Consider the following 25,760-nt stretch of genomic DNA (forward strand, 5'->3'; position numbering starts at 1 on the left):
TCGTATGCTATCAGCTTCGTTAAGGTGCGACTATCAAGCACGTATCAGGAATGAGACATGAGCATGACGATTTATGGGATGGATGTGGACCCCGAATGGCTACTGCATAGAGGCATTTATACCATACTCATAGTGCTGGGCAGTTACGTACTGTTGCGTTGGTATGACAGGGCGATCAGTCATCTGCTCACTTTTCTGGGTGCGCGACGCACTATTTCCCATGGCTATGGCATTATCTTCAAAAGGATGACCACCTGGTTTTTGTGGCTTCTGGTCTGGGTGGTAGTCTTGCGGGTCTGGGCGGTGGATGTTACTGCGGTCTGGACGACTTTTGTCAGTCTGCTGGCGGTGATTGGCGTGGGTATGCTGGCTTTGTGGGCGATGGTCAGCAACATTACCGCCCGCTTTTTCATCTGGTTCTGGCAACCCTTGCGTCTGGGACAGCGCATTGAAATTTTTCCCGAGGCGCTGACCGGTGAAGTGGTCGAAGAAAACCTCATGTTTACGGAACTGAAGCAGGATGACGGTGCCATTGTGGTGATCCCCAACAATTTTTTCTTTCAGCGGGTGATCCGGCGCTTGCCCGGTGAATCTCAAAAGCCGGATGCCTCATGAATGACCACGGACCTACCGGAGTCATCTTCGGCGAGTGTCTGGTGGATGATTTTGGTGACAGCCAACGTCTGGGCGGTGCGCCTTTTAATGTCGCGCAGCACTTGCAAGGCCTGGGTACGGCAGCATTGTTCATCAGTCAGGTAGGAGATGATGCGCACGGCCGATGCATTCAGGCGCATATGCAGCAATGGCAAATGCCGGTTGCGGGGGTATCTGTCAGTACGAGCCTGCCCACCGGGCGTGTAGAAGTGCGCGCAGACCCCGTGGTGGGGCATCAGTTCCATATTCTTCCCCATCAGGCTTACGATGCCATCCCCCTGCCAGACCCGCTGCCTGAGTCCATCGCCTGGCTCTACCATGGTTCCCTGGCTTTGCGGGAGCAGGGTGAATCCCTGCAAAGCTGGGGTACCTTGGCTGCCCTCAGTCCCTGGCGCTTTATGGACATCAATTTGCGCTCGCCCTGGTGGCAGCCGGAATCCCTGGGGAGTTGGATGACGGGTGCTTCGGTCCTGAAATGTAATGAGGTCGAGCTGGATAGTTTGCTGGAAACCTACGGGCTGTCTACCGGACCAGATTTTCAGGACAAGATGCAGGTATTTACTGAACGTTTTTCTCTGGGTGCCTTGTTACTGACTTGTGGAGCCGAGGTGCCGCCTATTGGGACCGGAAAAAATTTTACAGGGTCGCGGCAACTTTTGTAGCTGAGTTGAAAAATACCGTCGGTGCCGGTGACGCTTTTGCCGCCGCCTGGTTGTGGAATTACTGGCGGGGAGCTAGCCCTGAAAACTGCCTGCTCCGGGGCGGGGAGTTGGCGGCCGCTATCTGTGCTCTGCCGGGTGCCACGCCGGACACCAGCGCGTTTTATGAACCATTCAGACGGCGTTGGATGCAAGTGGCATCCTAGCTCAAGCCCTACAGGGGTAGCTCGGTTTTATCGATGATCTTGCGCAGAATAAAACTGGAATGTACGCCGGTGACGCCTTCAATCCGGGTCAGGCGATTGAGCAGAAAATCCTGAAAATGGGCCATGTCCCGGAGGACGACTTTCAGTTGATAGTCCGCATCATGGCCGGTGATCAAAAAGCATTCCAGCACTTCGGGCGATTGCATGATGGTGCTTTCGAAGTGTTCAAAACGCTCGGGGGTGTGGCGGTCCATGCTGATATGCATGAGCACCATCAGTTCCAGGCCGATTTTCTCCGGTTGCAGTAACGCCACCCGTTGGCGAATGATCCCCGCCTCTTCCAGAGCCTGTACCCGGCGCAGGCAGGGGGAGGGGGACAGGCCGATTTTTTCGGCGAGGCGCTGATTGCTCAAACCCGCATCTTGTTGCAGGGCTTCGAGAATACGACGATCGTAGCGATCCAGGGATGAATGAGGTGCTTCAGGCTTCATGGCGCAATTTTCCGTCCTTTAATCGCTAAAATTCGCTATAATCATGCGCTATCATCGCCTTATGGGGGGCAATTCGCAAGCACCTGTCCATGAATGAAGCGTATAGTGCTTCCATCATCTTGAATAGGCAGGAGCAGATATTATGAGCAGTTTCAATCATCGTCGTTATCGGGGTTTCCCGGCCGTTCACAAGCCGGATCGGCGCTGGCCCAACCGGCGGATGCACCACGCCCCCATCTGGACCAGTGTGGATTTACGCGATGGTAATCAGGCTCTGGTAAGTCCCATGAACGTGGCCCAAAAATTGGAGATGTTTGATTTGCTGGTGCGCATGGGATTCAAGGAAATTGAAGTCGGATTTCCGGCAGCTTCCCAACCGGATTTTGATTTTGTGCGTAAAATCATTGAAGGAGGACGTATTCCCAAGGATGTGACCATTCAGGTATTGACCCAGGCTCGGGAAAATCTCATTGAGCGGACTTATGCAGCGCTCAAGGGGGTTGAGCGGGCCATTGTCCATGTCTATAACTCGACCAATCCCGTCCAGCGCGAGCAGGTATTCGGGCTCGACCGGGAAGGCGTGAAGGACATTGCCGTAAGGGGTGCCGAATGGGTCAAGGCTGGCGCTGCGCAATTTCCAGAGACGCAGTGGACTTTTCAGTATTCGCCGGAAAGCTTCAGCAATACTGAGCTGGAATATGCCGTGGAAATCTGCGAAGCGGTCATGGCCGTCTGGCATCCTGAAACAGGCCAGCCCGTCATTTTGAACTTGCCGGCCACGGTAGAATCGGCCATGCCCAATGTATTTGCCGATCAGATTGAATGGTTCTGCGATCATTTGCACGGACGCGAGCATGTCAAAATCAGTGTGCATACCCATAATGACCGGGGCTGTGCCGTCGCCGCTGCAGAACTGGCCGTTTTGGCGGGTGCTGACCGGGTTGAAGGGACGCTTTTTGGTAATGGTGAACGCACCGGCAACATGGATATTCTCACCATGGCCATGAATATCTACTCCCAGGGTCTGGATCCCCGGCTTGACTTGTCCATGGGGTCTGAAATCAGCGACGTTTATACCCGCGCTACGGGAATGACCGTTTCACCCCGCCATCCCTGGTTTGGTGAACTGGTGTACACCGCGTTTTCCGGCAGTCATCAAGACGCCATCCGCAAGGGGATGCAGCACCGCCGGGGCCAGGAACAGGCGCTCTGGGAGGTACCTTATTTGCCCATTGATCCTGCGGATTTGGGGCGCAATTATGAAGCCGTGGTGCGCATCAATAGCCAATCCGGCAAGGGTGGAGTCAGTCATGTGCTGGAGCGGGATTATGGTATTTCCCTGCCGCGCTGGTTGGCCCAGGAACTGAGCGCTATCGTCCAACAGGTGTCAGAGCAGCAGTCCGGAGAAATCTCGGCAAAGCAGATCCATGCCTTGTTTGAGCAGCATTTCGTACCGAGTCATGAAGACTGGCAGATGCGGCGCTATCGCCTGCAGCGCGAGGGCGACAAGGTGATCGCCTCGGTGGTCATGGGCAGTGATGCCCACCCCCGCATTTTACAGGGCAAGGGCAGCGGCGCCGTCGGCGCCTTAGTGGATGCCTTGATTCAAGGAGCGGGCATCTACGCGGAAGTAGAGCAGTTTGACCAGCATGCTCTGGGAACCGGTACCGGAGCACGCGCCATGGCCTGCGCCCGGGTCAGCCTGGAGTCAGGAAAAACTGCCTCAGCAGTGTCTTTTGGCGAAGATACCACCGAAGCCGCCCTGCAGTCGGTATTAAGGGCCATCGGCAAGGCCGGGGCTGTGATTCATCTCCAGCAGCCTTCAAAAGCCGCCGTATAGCTCCAGACGACGCTCGATACGTTCCAGACGCTGGTTGAATCCATCTGATGAAAGCTGTTGTTGGGCATCGGCGGCGGCCAGCGTTCCCGAGTGCTGGATGATATTGGCCTGTCCGGATTCCAGATTACCAACACGGCGGATCAGATCGTCCAGCTTACGCTCGACGCGGTCCAGTACAACCTGAAGCCTTTTCAGGTGCTCCAACATGAGGTTTTCAATTTCGTCCGTCATCCGTTGTCAGGTGGCTTTGACCACCTGCCTCCATCCCTGCTGATTGGGTTGCTGCCCATTATTTTATCAAAAATACGACAGGGCTTGGAAAGAGCAAGTAATTATCTGAATTATCCAGCAAAAGCATCCCAACCCGTCTTGGTAATCAGCAGCAGCACGACCACGATAAACAGGCGGCGGACAAAAACGCTGCCATGAGTCATGGCCATACGCGTACCCAGCAGGCTCCCCAGCATGTTGCATGCGGCTAAAAACAAGGCCAGATGCCAGAAGACGAGGGATTTGCTGGCAAATAATCCCAGCGCAGCAAGATTGGACGAAAAATTGACGAGTTTGGCACTGGCGCTGGCATGTAAAAAATCGAAACCAAAAACGAGAATAAATACAAAAACCAGAAAACTGCCGGTACCGGGCCCAAGAAACCCATCATAAAAACCAATACAGAAACCACCTACAGTACCGAGGATGATGGCCGTCCGCTGGGAAAAGCGGGGGCGATGAACCTGTCCCATCTGCCGATTCAAGAGGGTGTAGAGAAAGACGACAGCCAGCACAAAAGGCAGCACTTTACGAAAGGCCGCATCATTGATGCTGCTGACCAGATCTGCCCCGAGCAAAGCCCCGGTCAGAGATGCCAGGGCGGTCGGTAGAACGGTTTTCCAGGGAATCTGCACCCGTCTGGCATAGGACAGAAAAGCCGCGCCAGTACCCCAGATGGCACCGGCTTTATTGGTGCCAAGCAAACTCGCGGGTACCGCTTGGGGAAAACTCGCAAATAATGCCGGGAGCAAAATCAAACCGCCACCGCCAACGATCGCGTCCACAAATCCCGCCAGTCCTGCAGCAAGCCCCAGCCACAGGTTGGAGATGTGGAACCATAACCAGGACATGGGGTTACTGCGGGATGACGGAAGATTTAAGCATGGGCTGCTGCTCTTTTGCGCGCCGTGACGGTGGCAGCTTTAGCCACCTGAGCACCCGGTAATCCAAAGGTTTCCCGCACAAAACACCAGCCATACAGACCCACCATGATCAGCACCGCCACTCCCAGCAGAGATACCAGCAGGGCGGCAGCATAGGTATGCAGGCGAGCCGAAATAAACGTAATGACCCCCTGCAGCAACAGGCTGGCTATGAGAAAACTCAGCCATACCCGCACATTGGCCAGAACCGCCTGAAAACCGGCCAGCAGCGCCAGGTACCCTCTTTGGGTGATGCCGGTAACAATCACCCCCACAGACAGGAGCAGAAAGGCGTTGCCCAGCATGGTCTGGGCAGTGCCCAGAGCGTTGGTGATGAGCGAGCGCAGCCAGTCAGGCAGTTTCTGCCAGTCCGGAGATTTCAGGTTATGCAGGGTTGCTGCCGAGGAAATATGATCCTGACTGAAAATACCTTGCAGATAGTGCCGGAATAGCAGCATCAGCAGCAGAAGTGCCGCTACCAGCAGGGCAATTTCGACAATCAGCCTCAACAGGGGCCACCAGGGGACATCGCGAATACTGCGACCCACATCGGCCAACTGGGTGCTGCCCTGATGAATGGCCATGGCTACGGCAAATATGATGGCCACCACTATACAGGAAATGGGAATACTCAATACCAATGGCTGCCAGGCCATATTCAACAGCAACATGACCAGATAAAGCAGGGCGAAGGCACGGGGTGCCGCGCGCAGCAAAATCAGCGAGTCTTTCCACCAGCGCAATAACCAACCGGATGCGACAGGCTGAGGTTTAAGCGATGCGGCCATGGGCAATATCAGGGTGCATGAAAAAGGGCATACGCTGACGACCAGCCATCGTCACGGTATGCCCCTCTCCCTGCGTCCCCTGCTGACCACGGTGCTTGACCTTGCGGTTATAGACGGTGCGATCTTTTTCGATACGGGTAGGGTGTACACCCAGCCTGGGCTTGGTTCGCTTGGCCTTGCCCTGGAGTCGTTCAATTTTCATGGCTCATCTCCTGTCTGTCTCCTGAGGAGCATTTAGTCTAGCATGATCAGAATCAGGATGAAGGTTTTCCGCGTTTGCGGATGCGCATAGTGAGTTGAGTGACCAGCCAGGCCAAGAACGCCGTCAATAAAATGATTGCGAGGTCCATCATGGACATGGTCGCACTCTGAAAAACATGTTGCAGAAGGGACCATTGTGAAAATAGGCCCTGCAATACCACAATGCTGCCCAGACTGCCATACAATACCCAATCACCCCGATCCTGGCGCCTGGGCCCGTACATCGCCAGAAGAACTCCGCCTTCCATGGCCATCAATATATTGACAGCGAGGGTATGCGCATGCCGGATCCCGAAAGACGCATTATCCACAGAAAAAACCACAAACACCGTAGCCACCAGAAACACCGTCACGATGCCCATCCGCAGCCAGAGTAGTCCTGTCATCAATGGTTCATGCAGCGGTCTGGGCGGGCGTTGCATGAAGGTTTGATGCGTCCCCATGAAGGCGAATACCAGTGCCAGGGTGACGGCAGTGACGGTATTGATCCAGAGAATCTGCAAAGGGGTAATCGGCAGGGTGATTCCGCCAAGTACCGCAATGAAAATGATCAGTCCCTGGGCAAAATTCGTGGGCAGCATGAACAGGATGGTCTGCTGGATATTGTGATAAATATGACGACCCTCGGCGACGGCGCTGGCTATATGGGCGAAATCATCGTCAGTCAGGATCATGGCCGCCGCTTCGCGAGCCACGGCACTGCCGGACAAGCCCATGGCTACTCCGATCTGAGCGCGCCGCAAGGCGGGGGCATCATTCACACCATCTCCGGTCATCGCCACCACTTCGCCACTGCTTTGCAGGGTCTGGACCAGCTCCAGCTTATCAGTGGGCTGCACCCGGGCAAAGACGCTGACTTCCCGTGCCAAAACCCGGCGTTCTTCCGGGCTTGCGGCAACCCACCGGGTATGATCCACCACCTCGATCGAATTTTCGGTACTCAGGCCCACTTGACGGGCAATGGTGGTTGCCGTTCGGGGATGATCTCCAGTCACCATGATCACGCGGATTCCGGCCTTGCGACAGGCGGCTATGGCTGCCGGAACCGCTGGCCGAGGGGGATCCAGCAGCGCCACAACCCCCAGCCAGCGCCAGTTTCGCGCATCGAGGGTCGTCCAATCGGCGGGATTGGCCTCAGCCAGGGCAATGGTGCGCAGTCCCAGATTAGCCATTTCTGAAATCACGCCCTCCCAATAGGCAAATTCGGGGTTTTGGAAATCCAGGCAGTGACGCAAAACATATTCCGGTGCGCCCTTGATGGCGACCCGATCGGTATGGAGTGTCGCCATGTAGGGCTTTTCGTGGTCAAAGGGACGGGTGTCCAGGCGCAGCAATGCCTGTTGGACAGACAGCAAATTCGCTTGTTCTTCCAGAATAAAGAGGAGCAAAGCTTGCTCCAGCGGATCACCACTGCCGCGTCCATCGGGCATGATCTCGGCATCATTACAGAGCATCATGATTTCCAGGGCCCTGCGTCGTCCCTCAGGGTTATCTTCAGCCAGGCGCAGGTCTGCAACCGCCATGCGATTTTCCGTGAGGGTGCCGGTTTTATCGGTGCAGATGACGGTGACCGCTCCCAGGGTTTCCACTGCCGGCAATTGCCGGATGATGGCACCCTGTCGGGCCATGCGTTGAACACCCAGAGCGAGGGTGATGCTGATCACTGCCGGGAGCCCTTCGGGAATAATGGCCACCGCCAGACTGATGGCTGCCAGAATGGCAAATTCCAGATTGTCGCCACGCTTCCATGTTACTGCTGCAGCAATGACAGCCAGAAGGAGCACCGCAGCGCCCAGTAGCCGGGAAAGCCGGTTGATCCGGAGCAACAGCGGAGATTTTTGGGTTTGGGTTTGATCCATGAGTTGCTGGATTTTGCCAATGGCCGTGGCCGACCCAATGGCCCGGACTTTTCCGATCCCGGATCCGCGCGTGACCAAGGTACCGGCATGCACCATGCTGTCTGGCTCTTGACCGGAAACCGCCTTGTCCAATGACAGCGATTCACCAGTCAAAAGGGATTCATCCACCTGCAGTTGATGGGCCTCCAGTAAATCCAGATCAGCGGGCACCCTATCTCCGTTTTCAATACGCACCCAGTCACCGGGAACCAGAGTATTGGATGGCTGTTTCTGCCAGTGCCCATCGCGCAGAACCTGGGAATATTCCACCAGGTAAAATTGCAGGGCGGCAACCGCCTTTTCGGCACGATTTTCCTGCAGGAATCCAAGCAGGGTATTGATGAGGATGACAGCGCCAATAATGGCACTGTCCACCCAATGTCCCAGGATTACCGACAGCAAAGCAGCCATGCTGAGGATGACAATCAGTGTGTTACGGAATTGCTGGAGGAGTTGTTGCCACCAGTGCGGTGAGGGCGGAGCGGGAAGTTGATTGGGACCGAATTTTTGCCTTAACAGCGTTGCTTCGTCACTACTGAGCCCCTGCTGCATCACGCTTTTTTCATCACGATTGACCATCATGACAACGCTCCCGGGTCAGTGCCGTTGAAGATGCAGGGCAAACCTCATTCCCTGGTAGGGCAGTCTAGGATATGGACATGATTTTCTCCAGTGACCACTGTCCTTCAGCCCATCGACCGATGATGGCTTCATCCGCAGTCCAGGCACCCAGGACCATGCGCCAGCCGTCCTTGTTCTGCTCCCAAACGGGACGATGGGTGTGACCATGCACCAGCACGTCAAAGCCCCGCTGCTGACGGGTTTTACCTATTCCCTCACGCAGGGCGGATTGTATGGCCGCTGGCTGGGCATCGGTGATCTCCGGAGCTTTTTTCTGGACTTCCCGGGTACTACCGCTACGGAGTTGGGCTGCCAGCTTTTGCAGCCAGGGGTAAGGCAGGTTGCCGATACTCAGACGCGTCAGCGGATGACGAATCACTCGTCGAAAGCGCTGATAGCGACGGTCATCCGTACACAGCAGGTCACCATGAGTAAGCAGAATATTTTGCGTGCCCAGGTGGATGGCACAGGGATCAGGAATCAGCTGCAGACCAAAGCGAGCGAGCAGCTTCGAGCTCAAGGCGAAATCCCGGTTGCCGACCATGACATAAATACGCATGCCAGTGGTCGCAAGCTGCTGCAGACGGTCAAAGACTTGGGCATAAGTGCTCTCCCGGGATTGCGCCGGGTGTACCCAGTAGTCAAACAAATCGCCGAGAATGAAAAGGGCCTGCCCCTCCGGCGCGCGGGTATCGCAAAATTGCTGAAAAAGACGAGTCAGGGCAGGTTGGCGGGGGCTCAGATGCAGATCAGAAATGAACCAGACCGGTCCTTCCCCGAAATCTGCATCCAGGGAATACATGCTCAGGCCACAGTTACCCGTTCTCCCTTGTCGATGGAGACCGTCTCTTTGGGAACATCCTGATGCATGCCTTTATTGCCGGTGGGAGCCTTGGCGATGGCGTCTACCACATCCATCCCGCTGACCACCTTGCCAAATACGGCATAACCCCAACCAGAGCCGGAAGCGGCCTTGAAATTGAGAAAATCATTGTCCGTCAGGTTGATGAAAAACTGGGCAGTCGCCGAATGGGGATCATTGGTGCGCGCCATGGCCAGGGTGCCACGCAGATTTTTCAGACCGTTTTCGGCCTCATTCTGAATCGGCTCATGGGTTTTCTTCTGCTGCATGTCAGCGGTAAAACCGCCGCCCTGAATCATGAAACCGGGTATCACCCGATGAAAAATCGTGCCATCAAAAAAACCCTCATCCACATAGCTCAGAAAGTTTTCGACGGTATTGGGAGCCTTTTCGGCGTCCAGTTCAATGACGATATCACCCTTGTTGCTGTGCAGTACGACTTGTGGATTGGTCATGAAGACTCCTCGAATTGGCAGGGCATCTACCCTGTTCTAAAAAAATCACACCACTGACTCAGCGGCAGCGAGTGGGAAGAGTAAAGCGACAGGCTGGCTTTTGTCGATAGCCTGGGCCGCGCTTCATGGTGGGGCATCAATCACCCGTTGCCTCCGCTTCCAGCACCTGGCAATGCAAGGTGCCCCGGGCAAGCGTGGCTTCCAGAATATCCCCGGAATGACTGTCGGCACTACTGAACAACACCTTGCCTGAGGCATCCCGCAATACCGCAAACCCCCTCTGCAGGACCGCCAGGGGGTCCAGAAAACCCAGTGCGGCAGTGGATTGTTGCAGGCGCAGTTCATTGCGCTGCAAGTGCTCCAGCATCATCTGGCGCAGCCTGCTGCGACTAGCTTCCAGCTGTTTTTGCAGCGCCTGCAAATGCTGGATGGGATCCTGGCGCCGACGTCGTTCCTCCAGATAAGCAAATTGTCGGGTCCAGAATTGTTCCCGCAATAACATGGCCCGTGCCAGATTTTGCCGGGCGGCGGCCAAACGCTGCTGCGCCAGGTCGAGTCCTTCTCCAGGATGGCGCAGACGCATCCGCAAGAAATCCAGGCGTTGCGCCTCATCCTGTAATTTTCGCTGCATCTGTCTCGTCAACTGGCCAGACAGTCCCTGCACTCTGGGTAACCACTCGCTGCGATCGGGGCTGACCGCTTCGGCAGCAGCCGTAGGCGTCGCGGCGCGCAAATCGCTGGCAAAATCGGCAATGGTGAAATCAATTTCATGGCCGATTCCGGTGACTACCGGAAGGGTAGAGGCACGAATGGCCCGCGCGACGACTTCCTCATTGAAACACCAGAGGTCTTCGGCACTGCCTCCGCCCCGGGCCAGAATGATCACCTCTTCGCTACGCCGAGTGCTGGCTTTGCGCAGGGCTTCGACAATCTGGGCACTGGCTTGCTCGCCCTGCACCAGCACCGGATACACGAGAACAGTAAGTAGTGGCCAGCGCCGCGCCAGGGTGGCGCGAATATCCTGCAGGGCGGCACCCGTCGCCGAGGTGATGACCGCAACCCGCTGCGGCCAGGTCGGCAGAGGGCGTTTGAGCCGGGCTTCAAAAAGCCCTTCAGCAGCCAGCTTTTCTTTCAGGGCAACAAAACGGGCCTGTAGATCTCCTTCACCCGATTCCTGAATTTGTTCAACGATCAACTGAAACTCACCCCGGCCTTCATAGAGTGTTGGTTGCGCCAGCACCTGCACCTGCAAGCCATTGCGGGGCTGCATCCGGCTGTAGGTGTTGCGTTGCCGAAACATCGCGCAGCGGACCTGGGCGCTGCTGTCTTTCAAAGAGAAATACCAGTGACCAGAGCCGGGTGCGCTAAAGTTGGAAATTTCTCCTTCGACCCGCAGCAACGGGAAGTTGCCTTCAATGATTTCCCGGGCGGTACTATTCAGTGCCGTTACCGAAAGTACCGGAAGCTGTTCATCCATCAATACCATGCCTTGACCCCATCAGTTTCGCGCTTTAAGGTCAGCATATATCAATTTACTGTCATTCGGGATGGTCCCGTCTGCCCGGCGCAATTCTGCGTATTGTGATATTTAAGAGGATTCAGCATGGCCGTTGTGGAACTTACCCAAGAGAATTTTGAACAGATCGTGACCGGCAATGACATGGTTATCGTGGATTTCTGGGCGCCCTGGTGTGCCCCGTGCAAGGCCTTTGCCCCGACTTTTGAGGCCGCTGCCGAAAAGTATCCGGATATTGTTTTCGGTAAGGTCAATACGGATGTGGAACAGGAACTGGGTGCTTCTTTTCAGATCCGCTCCATTCCCACCCTGACTATTTTCCGCCAGCAGATCGGCATTTTCTCCCAGGCGGGCTCACTGCCGGCCAGCGCTCTGGAAGAAGTCATTCAACAGGCGCTTGCCCTCGACATGGACAAGGTCCGCGAGGAAATCGCCAGCCAGCAGGGTCAGACTCACTAATCAAGATACTCCGCGAGGCCATTTATCGGCCTCTGTCGGGTATTTACATCCGCAATCAGAATCCGGCATACAACTGCAGCAGTAGCAAGCCCAGCAGGCATACAACTGCTGCAGTCAAGCCGCTGCGCAGTGGAAAAAACCAGGAGGGCAGGCGCAAGCGTTTGTTGAGGCGATAGTCTGCAAACCACTGGGCGATAAATCCCAGAATCAGCAGTGCCAAAGCTAATGGTGCCGACCACCACAGTGCAAAAAATCCCCAAAGTGCTGGAATCACACTCCAGATCATCAGCATGGATGCATCATCGCTATGCTCACGATTCATGGCCAGACCCCAGTGAATCGCGCCGAGAAATCCCAAAATGATGGCGGCGTAGATATTTCCCAGAGTCAGGGCCACCACACCATAACCTTTCCAGACCCCGAAATTGGCAATAAGCAGGGGGATGATTCCCGCCCATCCCAGGGTTCTGGCCATTCGCACGCTATCCATGTGGCTGCTCCTTGACGGTCGGCGAGGCACTGGAAGCTGTAGCAGTATTGCCGATGCCTGCCGGTTGAATGTTGGTAAATCCTATCACCACGAGGGCGACCATAGCCGCCGCCCAGAGTACGAGAAACAAGGCGAACAACACGGTACCTATTTTCGGTTTTTTCAAAATTTTCTCCTCATGACGGATTACCAGGCACTGACACGGCGTACCCCCATAAAGTGCATGTTCAGGGGAATTTCAATTTTCCGGGTCTGGGCTGCCAACTGTTTGGAAAATGGCATATAGGGAAAAGAAAGACGAATAATCCGCTCTGCTGCCGCATCTAGTTCCTTATTGCCCGAGGGATCCACCATAATGATGCGCTCCAGATTGCCCTGGGGGTTCAGCACCACCTTGACTTTCAACTGACCGACCAGGGAACCGGGATAATTCAGATCGCCGATCCGTTCCAGCTTTTGAATCCAGCCGGCAATATAAAAATCGGCAACCGGCCCTTTCGGATTTTCAAATTTGGGTAGAGGCGGACTGGCGGTGGCTTCGCGCGCGGCCTGATCCATCTGCTCCTGCAATCTTCCCAGATTGATGTGGGGTGGGCCGGGTGGTTGAGCGTTCTGCTGAACCGATGAGGCACTGGGCGCGCGCACTGGTGACCGTTGCGGCGCCACATGCGCCTGGTTCAGGGGATGCGGCGGTTGCGGCCGGGGGATCGGGCGCGGTATGGGCCGTGCTACGGCCTGTGGCCGCGCCTGAGGTTTTAGCGGATGGGGCTTCACTATGGGACGAGGGTGTGGAACGCTCTGCGGCTTTGCCAGACTCGGGGCCAAGGATTTGTTGGGTAAGGGCATGATATGAAAAGTCTTGTTGACTTCGGTCTGGTTATGCAAGGCCTGCATTTTGGGTTTATGCACATGGATCAGCAGAAACAAAATCAGGGCAATGATCATGGCCGAAAGGGCCAGCCATGGGGCGAGGCTCTCGCTCCAATGAGGTTTTTCCTCGGGAATCAGAAAGTAAAATTTTGGTTCAGCGAAAGCCAATCGTCCTAACCTCGCGGCAAAGCCGCTCCAGAAAGAGGCCCGCACATGGCGGGCGGCAATGCGTAGCTTGTCTTATCAACCGCTGTGAGTAAAGACGCTTAGTGGGCCTTTTCCCGGGTACTCGGGATATGGGGCAGGAAAGCGGCGAGCAGGCCCAGTAACGGCAGAAAGGCGCAGATCTGATAAACCACCTGGATGCTCCAGATATCCGCCAGTTCCCCCAGAAGCGCTGCACCCACACCACCCAGGCCGAAGGCCAGTCCAAAAAACAGTCCGGAAATGGTTCCGACCTTGCCGGGCACCAGCTCCTGCGCATAAACCACCATGGCCGGGAAAGCCGAGGCCAGCAAAAAGCCAATAATCACGGTCAACAATGCACTCATGGTCAGACCAACATAAGGCAAAACCAGGGTAAAGGGAGCAATGCCCAAAAGAGATACCCAGATGACTTTTTTACGGCCGATGCGGTCGCCAATCGGCCCGCCCATCAGGGTGCCTGCGGCGACAGCGGCCAGAAAGATGAACAGATGTAACTGGGCTTCCTGGGTGGCAATATGAAAACGCTGCATCAGGTAAAAAATCAGATAACTGCTGATGCTAGTCAAATAGAGAAATTTGGAAAACATCAGAGCGACCAGGATGGCGATACTGCGCTTCACCAACTTCGCTGGTAAGAGTGCTTCCCTGTTTGCCGCCTGCGGCTTTTTGGGGAGGCGATGCTGATGCTGGTACCAGCGTCCGACAAAAGTCAGAATGACAATAGCCAGCAGCGCTGCCAGTGAAAACCACGATAAACTGTGCTGACCGTTGGGCATCACAATAAAAGCCGCGAGAAGCGGACCCACCGCCGCGCCGATATTTCCGCCCACCTGAAAAATGGATTGGGCAAGTCCATGCCGACCACCCGAGGCCATGCGCGCAACCCGCGAGGATTCCGGATGGAATACTGACGAACCGAGCCCCACCAGGGCAGCAGCCAGCAGCAGAATGGCGTAATTGGGGGCTATGGACAGTAACAGCAATCCGGCAAAGGTAGAAACCATGCCAATGGGCAGGGAAAAGGGGAGGGGGTGTGCATCTGTGTAGCGTCCCACCAGCGGCTGGATGATGGAAGCCGTCAATTGATAAGCCAAAGTGATCAGGCCGATCTGGGCAAAGCTCAAATCAAAATGCGATTTGAACAGGGGATAAACGGCCAACATCAAGGATTGAATGCTATCATTGAGAAAATGCGACACGCTGATGGCACCGAGTACGTCAAAGCGGGTGCCTTCCTGTCTGGGCAGGGAGGTCATCTGTGCCGTTTTTTGGATGGACATGAGGGGTACAGCCCTTTTGGAAAGTGAAAAACAGAGGAAATAGTAGTGTTGGATCGACCGACCGTCCAGTATGGATTTATGATGTCTGACGCTTGCCCCGGATATGGGGCCTAGTGTTTAATTGGCAAACATGGAAAATGACATGAATAATACCAGTGCTTCAGCAGATACCCCCGCAGACTTTGCCAGCACCCTGGATTCTCTCGAAGCCACGGTGCGCCGCCTGGAAGGCGGTCAACTGGGTCTGGAAGACTCAGTGGCTCTTTTCAAGCAGGGTATGGATCTTGCCAAACGCGCCGAAGCGCAACTGCAGCAGGCGCGTCAGACGGTAGAGATCCTGCTGGGAGAAAATGCCACCCCGATGAATCAGGATGAACCATAAAATGACTCTGGAAGCTCTGGAAACCACCCAGAAATTTGCTGAATTCCGCCAGCAAGCCGTCACCCGCATCGAAACGGTCCTGCAGGACTTGTTGCCGGACGAGCATATCCTCCCGGCTCGCCTCCATGCCGCCATGCGCTACAGCACCCTGGGCGGGGGCAAACGGATTCGGCCCTTGCTGGTCTATGCCAGCGGGTTGTGTTTGGGCATCGCTCCGGAGCAACTGGATCGTCCCGCTGCCGCCCTGGAAATGATTCATGCCTACTCTCTGGTGCATGATGATCTCCCGGCCATGGACAATGATGATTTGCGTCGGGGCTTACCTACCTGCCACAAGGCTTATGATGAAGCAACGGCCATTCTCGTGGGGGACGGCCTGCAAGCCCAGGCTTTTGTGGTACTTTCCGAGCCGGGTTGGGGGATAGAGCCCGAATGGCAGATGCGCATGCTGGCGGCACTGGCCCAGGCGGCGGGTTCCCGGGGGATGGTAGGTGGTCAGGCTATTGATCTGGCCGCCGTCGGTCATGAACTGGCCTTGCCTGCCCTGGAACAGATGCATCTGCACAAAACCGGGATGCTGATCCGCTGCGCTATTCAATTGTCTCTCTGCGCTGCCGGCGTTACGGAAATTAGCGAACAGGGGGCTCTGCTCTTACAGTATGCCGACCGGGTCGGACTGGCTTTCCAGGTGCAGGATGACATCCTCGATGAAATCGGCGACCTTCAGCAAACTGGGAAAGCTCTGCAAGGTGCGGATCGCAGCCGTAACAAACCCAGTTTTGTGACCCTGCTGGGGCTCAAAGAGGCCCAGAATTATGCACACCGCCTGCTGGAAGAGGCGCTGACAGCCCTGCACAGCTGGCAGCACGAGGCGGATCACCTGCGCGCCCTGGCGCGCCTCATTGTTGAGCGAAATAAATGACAGACTTGTTGAAGGGTATTCCCATGCCCGATGAGCTGCGGAGCATGTCCCGCGCTGAACTGAAAGGCGTGGCCAAGGCGCTTCGTCAGTTTCTTCTGGAATCCGTGAGCCAGACCGGAGGGCACTTGTCTTCCTGTCTGGGGACGGTTGAACTGGCAGTGGCCCTGCATGCCGTATTCAATACCCCGGATGATCGCCTGGTCTGGGATGTCGGCCACCAGGCTTATCCCCACAAGATTCTCACCGGCAGAGGCTCGCGCTTCTCGCAACTGCGCATGAAAGATGGACTCTCCGGATTTCTGAAGCGCGATGAAAGTCCTTATGACAGCTTTGGAGCCGGGCACTCCAGCACCTCCATCAGCGCCGGATTGGGTATGGCTGTGGCGGCCAAGCTGGAAAAACGCGATCGCGAAGTCGTCGCCATTATCGGTGATGGCGCCATGACCGCCGGCATGGCCTATGAAGCACTCAATAACGGCGGGGTACTGGATGCCAACCTGCTGGTCGTGCTGAATGACAATGAAATGTCCATATCCCCCAATGTGGGTGCCGTTTCCCAGTACCTGACCCGCATTCTTTCGGGGCGCTTATACAATACCGTCAGGGATGGCGCCGGTCAGGCCTTGAGCCTGGTACCCCCCCTGCGCGAACTGGCTAAAAAAGCTGAGGAAGGCGTCAAAGGGCTCGTCACGCCCGGCACACTTTTTGAGGAAATGGGCTTCAATTACTTCGGTCCTATTGACGGGCACGACCTGGATACCCTGATTCCCACCCTGGAAAACCTCAAGAAAATTGAAGGGCCACGGCTGTTGCATGTCATGACTAAAAAAGGCAAGGGCTACGGTCCTGCCGAAGACGACCCTTGTACCTATCATGGGGTTACACCCTTCAACCAGAGTGACGGGAAAATGGCTAAAAAGGCCGGTGGTCCGCCGACTTACACCAAGGTTTTTGGTGACTGGCTCTGTGAAAAGGGCGGTGCCGAATCCAGTCTGGTGGCCATTACCCCGGCCATGCGCGAGGGTTCGGGGCTGGTACGTTTTGAGCAGCTTTATCCCGAACGCTATTATGATGTCGGTATTGCCGAGCAGCATGCGGTGACATTTGCGGCGGGAATGGCCTGTGATGGTATTCATCCCGTAGTTGCGATTTACTCGACCTTCCTGCAACGCGCCTATGATCAGCTGCTCCATGATGTAGCCATCCAGAATCTGCCCGTCCTCTTTGCCATTGATCGTGCCGGTCTGGTGGGAGCAGATGGGGCGACCCATCAGGGAGCCTTCGATCTGGCCTATTCTCGCTGCATCCCCAACCTGGTGATCATGGCTCCCAAAGATGAACAGGAATTGCGGGACATGCTCAATACTGGATTTGCCTATCCCGGCCCGGCACTGGTGCGTTATCCCCGGGGTAACGGGGTGGGTCTGGAACTCGACAAGAATCTGCAACGGCAACTGCCCATAGGCAAGGCAGAAACTCTGCGTACCGGAAAAAAACTGGCGATTCTCTCCTTCGGTACCCGTGCCGCTGCGGCTTTGGAAGCGGGAGAAGCGCTGGATGCCACGGTTATCAATATGCGCTTCGTCAAGCCTCTGGATCATGAGCTATTGAATGAAGTCGCCCGAACCCATCAGGCGCTGATCACGGTGGAAGAGGGCGTTATTGCCGGTGGAGCTGGTGCGGCGGTGGCCGAATACCTGCTCAATCAGGGACAGATGCTCCCCATGCGTATTCTCGGCTTACCCGATCAATTCATTGAGCAAGGAGATGCCTCGCAGTGGCTCGCCGAATTGGGTCTGGATGCTGCCGGAATCACCGCTTCAGGGAAGCTGTTGCTGGAATCCCTTGCCCGTTAGTCAGGTCACAGGTAATATCTGACTGAATTGGTCCACTATTCATAAGTGAGGTATGCGTGCGTATTTGCGCTACAGAAGTACTTGAAGATGTTCAGGGACGGGTGGATCCCCGTGCCATTCCCATTCAGCAGGTCGGCATTCGTGCGGTTCGGCATCCTCTACAATTTGCGGACCGCGATGGCGCCGTCCAACCCAGCGTCGCCCTGTGTAACATGTATGTCAGTTTGCCTGCCCATCTCAAGGGCACCCACATGTCGCGCTTTATGGAAATCCTCAACATGCATGATGCCCCCATCAGCGTGGAAGGATTTCGGGCGATTGTCGAAGAAATGTGTAAGCGGCTGGAAGCCGACTCTGCACGGCTGGAAATGCGTCTGCCGTTTTTTGTGCAAAAACAGGCCCCCGTTTCCGGTGTCAAAAGCATGCTCGACTATGAAGTCGAGCTGGTTGGTGAAATCACCCCCAAAGGCTATCAGTTGACGGTGGGAGTCATGGTGCCGGTGACCAGTTTGTGCCCCTGTTCCAAAAGTATTTCGGAGTATGGCGCCCACAATCAGCGGGCCCATGTCTGGGTCCATGTGCGCAGTCAGGAAAGCATCTGGGTGCGCGATCTGATTGATCTGATTGAGGGCGAAGCCTCCTGTGAGTTGTTTGGTCTGCTCAAACGTCCCGACGAAAAATATGTGACTGAATACGCCTACGATCATCCCAAATTTGTGGAAGACATGGTCCGGGATGTCGCTCTGCGCCTGCAGGAAGATGACCGTGTGCAATGGTTTTCTGTGTCTTCAGAAAACTTTGAGTCCATTCATAATCATTCGGCTTATGCCATGATTGAAATGGAAAAATAGATTATGGCCGGGAGCAGCATCGGGGAATGTTTCCGGGTCAGCACCTTCGGCGAAAGTCATGGCCCGGCCATCGGTTGTATTATTGACGGCTGCCCGCCCGGACTGCCTCTCGCCCCTGAAGATATCCAGGGCGATCTGGACCGACGCCGGCCGGGGCAGTCGCGGCATACCACCCAGCGTCAGGAAAAAGATCAGGTAGAAATCCTTTCGGGGGTGTTTGAAGGGGTGACCACCGGCACGCCTATTGGTCTGCTCATTCGCAACACCGATCAACGCTCCCAGGACTACAGCAAGATCAAGGATCTGTTCCGACCCGGACACGCGGATTATACCTATCTGCAAAAATACGGCCTCCGGGATTATCGTGGCGGTGGTCGCTCCTCTGCCCGGGAAACCGCTACCCGGGTTGCCGCCGGGGCGGTTGCCCGCAAGTTTCTGAAAGAACGTCTGGGTGTGGAATTTCTCGCATGGATGGCGCAGATGGGGCATGTGCAGGCTCAGACTTTTGACCCCGCAGAAATCGCCCGCAATGACTTTTTTTGTCCGGATGCTCTGGCAGCAGAACAGATGGCTGAATTTCTTGATGCCTTGCGCAAGGAAGGGGATTCCATTGGCGCACGAATAGAGGCCCGGGTTTCAGGGATGCCGGTGGGGCTGGGTGAGCCTGTTTTCGACCGCCTCGAAGCCGATATCGCCAAGGCCATGATGAGCATCAACGCCGTCAAGGCAGTGGCCATGGGCGATGGTTTTGCTGTCGTGGAGCAACGCGGCAGTCAGCACGGCGATGTCATGACTCCCCAGGGCTTCCTGAGCAATCATGCCGGAGGGGTGCTGGGTGGCATTTCTTCTGGTCAGGATCTGCTGCTTTCGGTAGCCATCAAGCCGACTTCCAGCATTCGGATTCCCCGCCAGAGTATTGACATTCACGGCCAGACAACAGAAGTGGTGACCACGGGCCGTCATGATCCCTGTGTAGGTATCCGCGCCGTGCCCATTGTCGAAGCCATGCTCGCCCTGACTGTGATGGATCACTGGATGCGCCATCGCGCCCAGAACGGGGACGTTCAACCCCCGCTTTCGCCCATTTCCGCGTAACCCCCCATCATCCACCTCCTGAGCAGCAGGTCCAGGATCCATCATGGGCATTGAAAGAGAAGGAGGCTGGCTGGCAGCCTTCTATTTTATTTACTTCTGTGCCCTGGGTGCTTTCATGCCCTATTGGGGACCCTGGCTGCATGACCAGGGGCAAACTCCCCTGGCCATCGGGATTCTTACGGCTGCCGTTCAGTTCAGCAAAGTCCTTGCTCCCAATCTCTGGGGCTGGCTCGCGCATTTCTGGGGAAGCCGCCCGATTGTCATGGTCGGCACCCTGCTTACTGCTGCGGGATTTTTGGCGCTGGAGTTCAGTGCCGGAAATTTTATCGCCATTCTGCTGATCACCCTGGCTTTTTCATTTTTCTGGGCGGCAACCTTGCCGCTGGTGGACGCCACCACCATGGATTGGGCGCAGCGGCGCTCCGCCTCCTATGGGCGTATCCGGCTCTGGGGTTCCCTGGGATTTATTGCGCTTTCCCTGGGAATGGGAGTGCTCATAAGCACTTTGGGGATGCAGGCTTTTATACCGGGCATTCTCCTGTTTCTGGTGCTGGCCTGGTGGGTCAGCCGCCACCTGCCTTATGCAAGTCATGTCCCTTCGTCCACACAAGCGCGGCCACGCATGACCCCTGTCCTCCGCGATCTGCGGCTCTGGTTTTTTCTGCTGGCAGGTTTGCTGGAACAGGCCAGTCATGGAGTGTATTACGCTTTTTATTCCATCTACGCCGAGGCCCATGGCCTCAGCAGTACCAGCGTCGGCATGCTCTGGGGCTTTGCCGTACTCTGTGAGGTGGCTTTTTTCTGGTGGGGTGACCGCTTTATCCGGCGCCTCGGTATCCCGCTGGTGTTTACGGCGGCCTTTGTCCTGACCGCCTTGCGCTGGGGTGTGATTGCCTGGTGGCCGGGTTTGCTGTGGATCATTCTGGTGCAGAGCCTCCATGCCGCCAGTTATGCGGCTTTTCATCTGGCGGCCATCCACTGGATTGCTGAACGTTTTCCCGGTGCCTTGCGCGCCCGGGGCATGGCGCTCTATGCCAGCATGGTTTATGGCTTGGGTGGAGGCATTGGTGCTCTCGCGGCGGGCTGGTCCTGGGCACACTGGGGGGGGCAGTGGACTTTTGCTGCTGCCGGACTGTTAGCCCTCTTCGCCACGGTGTTTTTGATCAAAGGGCTGCAACGCAACCCTACACTTGAAAAAAAGACCATCTGATCCCATGTGATGGTCAACATTCATTTCACGGAGCTTATCCATGCGCACCGATAAATTGACCACCAAATTTCAACAGGCTTTTCAGGATGCCCAGAGTCTGGCTCTGGCTCAGGACCATCAACAAATGGAGCCTATCCACTTTCTGATTGCTTTTCTCGATCAGGAAGGGGGTATTGCCCGTCCTTTGCTTGCCAAAGCCGGAGTACAGGTGGATGCCCTGCGCAATCAGCTCAACCGCGCTCTGGAGGGCATGCCCAAAGTCCAGGGTCAGCCCGGCGAGGTCCAGGTCAGCCGCGATCTGAGCAACATGTTCAATCTGGCCGATAAAATCAGCCAGAAACGCGGTGACAGCTTTATTTCCACTGAGCATTTTCTGCTGGCACTGCTGGAAGACAAAGGCGAAGCCGGACGTCTGTTGAAAGCCGCAGGGGCGACCAGCAAGGATCTGGAGCAGGCCGTACATGACTTGCATGGCGGCGAAAAAATCAAGGATGCCAATGCCGAGGAGCAGCGTCAGGCACTGGATAAATACACCATTGACTACACCGAGCGTGCCAGTCAGGGCAAACTCGATCCGGTTATCGGTCGGGATGATGAAATCCGCCGTACCATTCAGGTATTGCTGCGCCGCAGCAAAAATAATCCCGTACTGATCGGCGAACCGGGGGTGGGCAAGACTGCCATTGTCGAAGGCCTGGCCTTGCGCATGGTCAATGGCGAAGTACCCGAGTCCCTGCGCGATAAACGCCTGTTGGGACTGGATTTGGGTGCCCTGATTGCCGGCGCCAAGTTCCGGGGCGAGTTTGAAGAACGCCTTAAGGCATTGCTTACCGATCTTGAAAAGAGTGAAGGGAAAATTATTCTTTTCATTGATGAAATTCATACTCTGGTGGGTGCCGGTAAAGCCGAGGGGGCCATGGATGCGGGCAACATGCTCAAACCGGCCCTGGCCCGGGGCGAGTTACACTGCATCGGTGCTACCACCCTGGATGAATACCGCAAATACATCGAAAAAGACGCCGCTCTGGAGCGTCGTTTTCAGCGGGTCCTAGTGGATGAACCCAGCGTCGAGGACAGCATTGCCATTCTGAGGGGGCTGAAAGAACGCTACGAGGCCCATCACGGGGTGCGTATCACTGACCCGGCCCTGGTGGCGGCGGCGCAGTTATCCCACCGCTATATTCCCGATCGCAATCTGCCCGACAAGGCCATTGACCTGATGGACGAGGCCGCGTCGCGGATCAAAATGGAAATTGACTCCAAACCCCAGGAACTGGATGAACTGGAGCGGCGTATCATTCAACTGAATATTGAAAGAGTCGCCCTGGAAAAGGAAAAAGATGAAGCCAGTCGCAAGCGTCTGGATATTTTACAAAACCAGATCAAGGAACTGGACGTCAAATATCAGGAACTGGAAGAAGTCTGGAAAGGGGAAAAACTGAGCATTGAAGGCACCTCCCAGATTCAGAAGGAGCTGGATCGTAAACGTGTCGACCTGGATACCGCGCGTCGCGCCAACGATCTGGAACGCATGGCCGAATTGCAATATAGCGTCATTCCGGCACTGGAAGCCCAATTGCAGGCGGCAGAAACCCGGGATGATGCTACCTCAGCCAAAAAACCAACGCTGCTGCGGACTGAAGTCGGCGAAGAAGAAATCGCCGAAGTAGTGGCCCGCTGGACCGGTATACCGGTTTCCAAAATGCTCGAAGGGGAAAAAGAGAAATTACTGAAAATGGAAGAACGCCTGCAGGCGCGGGTGGTTGGACAAAGTGAAGCCGTTTCTGCGGTGGCCAATGCCATTCGTCGTTCTCGGGCAGGGCTTTCGGATCCGCGCCGGCCCAATGGCTCCTTCCTGTTTCTCGGCCCCACCGGGGTCGGTAAAACTGAGTTGACCAAAGCCCTGGCCGAATTTCTGTTTGACAGCGAAGACCTGCTGGTGCGCATCGACATGAGTGAATTCATGGAGAAACACTCTGTCGCGCGCCTGATTGGGGCTCCTCCCGGATATGTGGGTTATGAGGAAGGTGGTTATCTGACCGAAGCCGTGCGCCGCAAACCTTACTCGGTGGTGCTGCTGGATGAGGTGGAAAAAGCCCATGCCGATGTGTTCAATGTGCTTCTACAAGTGCTGGATGATGGGCGCTTGACCGATGGTCAGGGGCGTACTGTGGACTTCCGCAACACCGTCATTGTGATGACCTCCAACCTCGGTTCTGACCGGATTCAGGAGTTCAGCCGGACGGGTAATTATGATGCCATGCGCGTTGCGGTGATGGACGTGGTTCAGGATCATTTCCGTCCGGAATTTCTCAATCGCATTGATGAAATGGTTATTTTCCATCCCCTGACCGCCGTCCAGTTGCGCGAAATCACCAGCCTGCAGATGGGAGCCTTGCGATCACGCCTGAAAGAAAGGGATATGGATCTGATGCTGAGTGAAGGAGCACTGGACCGTCTGGCTGAGGTGGGCTACGACCCGGTGTACGGTGCGCGCCCCCTGAAACGGGTCATTCAGCGCGAGATCGAGAATCCCCTCGCGCAGCGTCTGCTGCGCGGTGACTTCAGTCCGGGGGAACTCATTGATGTCGAACTGGAAGGGGATCAGTTCAGCTTTATTCCGCGCCGCCTGCACTGATCAGAGCGTTCAGCTATTTTTCTTGGGCACCTAATTGTTGCAGGGTGCCCGCATCCTCCAGAGTGCTGATGTCCTGGGTGACTTCTTCACCCCGGGCGATGGCGCGCAAAAGCCGACGCATGATTTTGCCGGAGCGGGTTTTGGGAAGCGTGTCGGTAAAACGAATATCATCGGGTCGGGCAATGGCCCCGATGAGTTCGGTGACCTGTACGCGTAAAGCTGCGTTGAGCTCATCCCGATCATCGCCCTGATGTTGATGTTTTAGCACCACAAAAGCACAAACCGCCTCGCCTTTGATTTCATGGGGAATACCAACCACGGCGGCCTCGGCCACGGCAGGGTGGGCAACCAGGGCAGATTCAATTTCTGCCGTGCCTAAACGATGACCGGATACATTTAGCACGTCGTCAATCCGGCCCATGACCCAGAAGTAGCCATCCTGGTCCATGCGGGCACTGTCACCGGCCACATAATAGCGGTTATGGAATTTGGCCCAATAGCTTTCGATATAGCGCTCGGGATTTCCCCAAACACCGCGCAACATGCCCGGCCAGGGCTGCTCCATGACCAGATACCCGCCAGCATCAGGCTGATCAATGGCATTACCCTGATCATCCACAATCCGGGCGACAATCCCGGGCAAGGGGAGGGCGCAGGAACCCGGCTTGTTGGCAGAAACTCCCGGCAGCGGGGCAATCATGTGCCCACCAGTTTCGGTCTGCCACCAGGTATCTACTATTGGACAGCGACCGCCCCCAATCTTCTGGTAATACCACATCCAGGCCTCGGGATTCATGGGTTCGCCCACCGTCCCCAGCAAACGCAGGCTGAAGAGATCGTGTTTGGCAGGCCATTCATCGCCCATTTTCATGAAAGCGCGGACCGCCGTAGGGGCGGTATAAAGGACGCTGACCGCATGGCGGGCAATCATTGCCCAGAAGCGGTCGGGTTGGGGATACATGGGCGCGCCTTCGTACATGAAAATAGTCGCGCCGTTGGCCAAAGGGCCATAGACCACATAGCTGTGGCCGGTAATCCAGCCAATATCCGCCGTGCACCAATATACATCCTCGGGTTTGAGATCAAATGACCAGCGGGTGGTGAGCAGGGACCAGAGCAGATAGCCGGCACTGCTGTGCAATACCCCCTTGGGTTTGCCGGTGCTGCCCGAGGTATACAAAATAAACAAGGGATCTTCAGCAGACATGGGCAGGGCGGGACAATGACTGCTTTGCCCCTGAATGGCTTCCTCCCACCAGATATCCCGGCCTTCCTGCATATCGATTTCGGTACCGGTGCGCCGCAACACAATAACCCGTTTCACGGAGTGTTCATGTTCACGCAACAGGGCCTGGTCGGCATGATGCTTGAGGGGCACATTTTTGCCAGCGCGCCAGGCTCCATCGGCGGTAATCAGCAGCATGGCGGCGGTATCTTCCAGGCGATCCTTGAGGGCTTCAGCCGAAAAGCCCCCGAATACCACGGTATGAATGGCGCCGAGGCGGGCGCAGGCAAGCATGGCCACCACCGCCTCGGGAACCATGGGCATATATATGGCGACCCGATCACCCTTATGAACGCCCTGATGCTGAAGAGCATTGGCAAAAACACTCACATCCCGATGTAACTGGGCATAGGTGTAGGTGCGGACTTCGCCGTTTTCGCCTTCCCAGATCAGTGCCGCCTTATGCCGTTGTGCCCCCTGCAGATGCCGGTCCAGGCAGTTATAGGCAACATTGAGGCTGCCATCGCCAAACCAGCGATAAAAAGGGGCTTCTGAGGCGTCCAGTACCGTCTGAAAATCCTGGTCCCAGTGCAGGTGCTGGCGGGCAAGATCGGCCCAGAATTGTTGGGGATTTTCCGCCGCCTTTTGCTGCAGCTCCGAAAACTGTTCGGCGTTCATGTTGGCCTGGGCCGCAAATGCTGCGGATACTGCAAAAAGACGGTCTTCACTCAGGGTAGAATCAATGGCGTTGGTCATAAATAAATCACTCTCAAGTTTTTTTAGTGTGGTCAGAACGGTCTGTATCTCTTTAACATAGCACAGCTATCCAGC

At 55.9% G+C, this 25,760-nt stretch carries 26 protein-coding genes; 12 read left to right on the plus strand and 14 right to left on the minus strand.

Features of this window, described 5'->3' with window-relative positions; genetic code table 11:
- Positions 1-57 precede the first annotated feature (57 nt).
- Genes AC2VLR_RS05975 through AC2VLR_RS05985 form a run of 3 tightly spaced genes read left to right on the plus strand, consistent with a single transcriptional unit; the run spans position 58 to position 1,519 of the window.
- Complete coding sequence (locus tag AC2VLR_RS05975) at positions 58-615, plus strand: mechanosensitive ion channel domain-containing protein (RefSeq protein ID WP_486881295.1); 558 nt, start codon at positions 58-60, stop codon at positions 613-615.
- Positions 612-1,316, plus strand: coding sequence for a PfkB family carbohydrate kinase (locus AC2VLR_RS05980; protein ID WP_486881296.1), 705 nt, complete (start codon positions 612-614; stop codon positions 1,314-1,316). The genes AC2VLR_RS05975 and AC2VLR_RS05980 overlap by 4 nt, the downstream gene beginning before the upstream one ends.
- Complete coding sequence (locus AC2VLR_RS05985; RefSeq protein WP_486881297.1) at positions 1,250-1,519, plus strand: PfkB family carbohydrate kinase; 270 nt, start codon at positions 1,250-1,252, stop codon at positions 1,517-1,519. The genes AC2VLR_RS05980 and AC2VLR_RS05985 overlap by 67 nt, the downstream gene beginning before the upstream one ends.
- 8 nt (positions 1,520-1,527) lie before the next feature.
- On the opposite strand, the gene AC2VLR_RS05990 is transcribed toward AC2VLR_RS05985, so the two are convergent.
- Complete coding sequence (locus AC2VLR_RS05990) at positions 1,528-2,010, minus strand: Lrp/AsnC family transcriptional regulator (protein WP_486881298.1); 483 nt, start codon at positions 2,008-2,010, stop codon at positions 1,528-1,530.
- Between the two features lie 142 nt (positions 2,011-2,152).
- On the opposite strand from AC2VLR_RS05990, the gene AC2VLR_RS05995 reads away from it, so the two are divergent.
- On the plus strand, positions 2,153-3,850 hold the full coding sequence (locus tag AC2VLR_RS05995) for a 2-isopropylmalate synthase (RefSeq protein WP_486881299.1): 1,698 nt from the start codon (positions 2,153-2,155) through the stop codon (positions 3,848-3,850).
- On the opposite strand, the gene AC2VLR_RS06000 is transcribed toward AC2VLR_RS05995, so the two are convergent.
- The 8 genes from AC2VLR_RS06000 to xseA form a co-directional block, all read right to left on the minus strand.
- Positions 3,833-4,081 (minus strand): hypothetical protein, encoded by a 249-nt coding sequence (locus AC2VLR_RS06000; RefSeq protein ID WP_486881300.1) that lies wholly within the window; start codon positions 4,079-4,081, stop codon positions 3,833-3,835. The genes AC2VLR_RS05995 and AC2VLR_RS06000 overlap by 18 nt on opposite strands.
- Positions 4,082-4,191: 110 nt before the next feature.
- Positions 4,192-4,971: a TSUP family transporter gene (locus AC2VLR_RS06005; RefSeq protein WP_486881301.1), complete on the minus strand. Its 780-nt coding sequence runs from the start codon at positions 4,969-4,971 to the stop codon at positions 4,192-4,194.
- A gap of 26 nt (positions 4,972-4,997) precedes the next feature.
- Entirely contained in the window at positions 4,998-5,831 is an 834-nt protein-coding gene (locus tag AC2VLR_RS06010) for a hypothetical protein (RefSeq protein ID WP_486881302.1), read from the minus strand.
- Positions 5,815-6,033, minus strand: a complete 219-nt coding sequence (locus tag AC2VLR_RS06015) for a hypothetical protein (protein WP_486881303.1) — start codon at positions 6,031-6,033, stop codon at positions 5,815-5,817. Before AC2VLR_RS06015 ends, AC2VLR_RS06010 begins: the two co-directional genes overlap by 17 nt.
- 52 nt (positions 6,034-6,085) lie before the next feature.
- Positions 6,086-8,572, minus strand: coding sequence for a cation-translocating P-type ATPase (locus AC2VLR_RS06020; protein ID WP_486881304.1), 2,487 nt, complete (start codon positions 8,570-8,572; stop codon positions 6,086-6,088).
- A gap of 64 nt (positions 8,573-8,636) precedes the next feature.
- Positions 8,637-9,413 (minus strand): UDP-2,3-diacylglucosamine diphosphatase, encoded by a 777-nt coding sequence (locus AC2VLR_RS06025; protein WP_486881305.1) that lies wholly within the window; start codon positions 9,411-9,413, stop codon positions 8,637-8,639.
- A 2-nt stretch (positions 9,414-9,415) separates the two neighbouring features.
- On the minus strand, positions 9,416-9,928 hold the full coding sequence (locus AC2VLR_RS06030; RefSeq protein WP_486881306.1) for a peptidylprolyl isomerase: 513 nt from the start codon (positions 9,926-9,928) through the stop codon (positions 9,416-9,418).
- A 136-nt stretch (positions 9,929-10,064) separates the two neighbouring features.
- Positions 10,065-11,414 carry an exodeoxyribonuclease VII large subunit gene (gene xseA / locus AC2VLR_RS06035; protein WP_486881307.1) on the minus strand — a complete coding sequence of 450 codons (1,350 nt, stop codon included), beginning with the start codon at positions 11,412-11,414 and terminating at the stop codon, positions 10,065-10,067.
- A gap of 117 nt (positions 11,415-11,531) precedes the next feature.
- Here xseA and trxA point away from each other — a divergent pair, with 117 nt between their 5' ends.
- Complete coding sequence (trxA, locus tag AC2VLR_RS06040; RefSeq protein ID WP_486881308.1) at positions 11,532-11,903, plus strand: thioredoxin; 372 nt, start codon at positions 11,532-11,534, stop codon at positions 11,901-11,903.
- A gap of 55 nt (positions 11,904-11,958) precedes the next feature.
- Here the strand turns inward: trxA and AC2VLR_RS06045 are convergent, their stop codons facing one another.
- From AC2VLR_RS06045 to AC2VLR_RS06060, 4 genes are all read right to left on the minus strand, one after another.
- Positions 11,959-12,393, minus strand: a complete 435-nt coding sequence (locus AC2VLR_RS06045) for a DUF3429 domain-containing protein (protein WP_486881309.1) — start codon at positions 12,391-12,393, stop codon at positions 11,959-11,961.
- Entirely contained in the window at positions 12,386-12,559 is a 174-nt protein-coding gene (locus tag AC2VLR_RS06050; RefSeq protein WP_486881310.1) for a hypothetical protein, read from the minus strand. Before AC2VLR_RS06050 ends, AC2VLR_RS06045 begins: the two co-directional genes overlap by 8 nt.
- A gap of 20 nt (positions 12,560-12,579) precedes the next feature.
- Positions 12,580-13,431, minus strand: coding sequence for a TonB family protein (locus tag AC2VLR_RS06055; protein ID WP_486881311.1), 852 nt, complete (start codon positions 13,429-13,431; stop codon positions 12,580-12,582).
- Between the two features lie 98 nt (positions 13,432-13,529).
- The gene (locus AC2VLR_RS06060; RefSeq protein WP_486881312.1) at positions 13,530-14,750 is read right to left on the minus strand and encodes an MFS transporter; all 1,221 of its coding nucleotides are present in this window, start codon (positions 14,748-14,750) and stop codon (positions 13,530-13,532) included.
- Between the two features lie 142 nt (positions 14,751-14,892).
- Here AC2VLR_RS06060 and xseB point away from each other — a divergent pair, with 142 nt between their 5' ends.
- Genes xseB through clpB form a run of 7 tightly spaced genes read left to right on the plus strand, consistent with a single transcriptional unit; the run spans position 14,893 to position 23,704 of the window.
- A complete protein-coding gene (xseB, locus tag AC2VLR_RS06065) occupies positions 14,893-15,132 on the plus strand; it encodes an exodeoxyribonuclease VII small subunit (protein ID WP_486881313.1) in 240 nt (79 codons plus the stop codon).
- Positions 15,122-16,054, plus strand: coding sequence for a polyprenyl synthetase family protein (locus AC2VLR_RS06070; protein WP_486881314.1), 933 nt, complete (start codon positions 15,122-15,124; stop codon positions 16,052-16,054). The genes xseB and AC2VLR_RS06070 overlap by 11 nt, the downstream gene beginning before the upstream one ends.
- Positions 16,051-17,910 (plus strand): 1-deoxy-D-xylulose-5-phosphate synthase, encoded by a 1,860-nt coding sequence (gene dxs / locus AC2VLR_RS06075; protein WP_486881315.1) that lies wholly within the window; start codon positions 16,051-16,053, stop codon positions 17,908-17,910. Before AC2VLR_RS06070 ends, dxs begins: the two co-directional genes overlap by 4 nt.
- A 56-nt stretch (positions 17,911-17,966) precedes the next feature.
- On the plus strand, positions 17,967-18,761 hold the full coding sequence (folE2, locus tag AC2VLR_RS06080) for a GTP cyclohydrolase FolE2 (protein WP_486881316.1): 795 nt from the start codon (positions 17,967-17,969) through the stop codon (positions 18,759-18,761).
- Positions 18,762-18,764: 3 nt separating this feature from the next.
- Positions 18,765-19,856, plus strand: coding sequence for a chorismate synthase (aroC, locus tag AC2VLR_RS06085; protein WP_486881317.1), 1,092 nt, complete (start codon positions 18,765-18,767; stop codon positions 19,854-19,856).
- Positions 19,857-19,899: 43 nt separating this feature from the next.
- A complete protein-coding gene (locus tag AC2VLR_RS06090; RefSeq protein WP_486881318.1) occupies positions 19,900-21,066 on the plus strand; it encodes an MFS transporter in 1,167 nt (388 codons plus the stop codon).
- 40 nt (positions 21,067-21,106) lie between these two features.
- On the plus strand, positions 21,107-23,704 hold the full coding sequence (gene clpB / locus AC2VLR_RS06095; RefSeq protein ID WP_486881319.1) for an ATP-dependent chaperone ClpB: 2,598 nt from the start codon (positions 21,107-21,109) through the stop codon (positions 23,702-23,704).
- A 13-nt stretch (positions 23,705-23,717) separates the two neighbouring features.
- On the opposite strand, the gene acs is transcribed toward clpB, so the two are convergent.
- A complete protein-coding gene (gene acs, locus AC2VLR_RS06100; protein ID WP_486881320.1) occupies positions 23,718-25,685 on the minus strand; it encodes an acetate--CoA ligase in 1,968 nt (655 codons plus the stop codon).
- Positions 25,686-25,760: the final 75 nt, after the last annotated feature.

It is taken from the genome of Acidithiobacillus sp. TH-A117, from assembly GCF_057473465.1.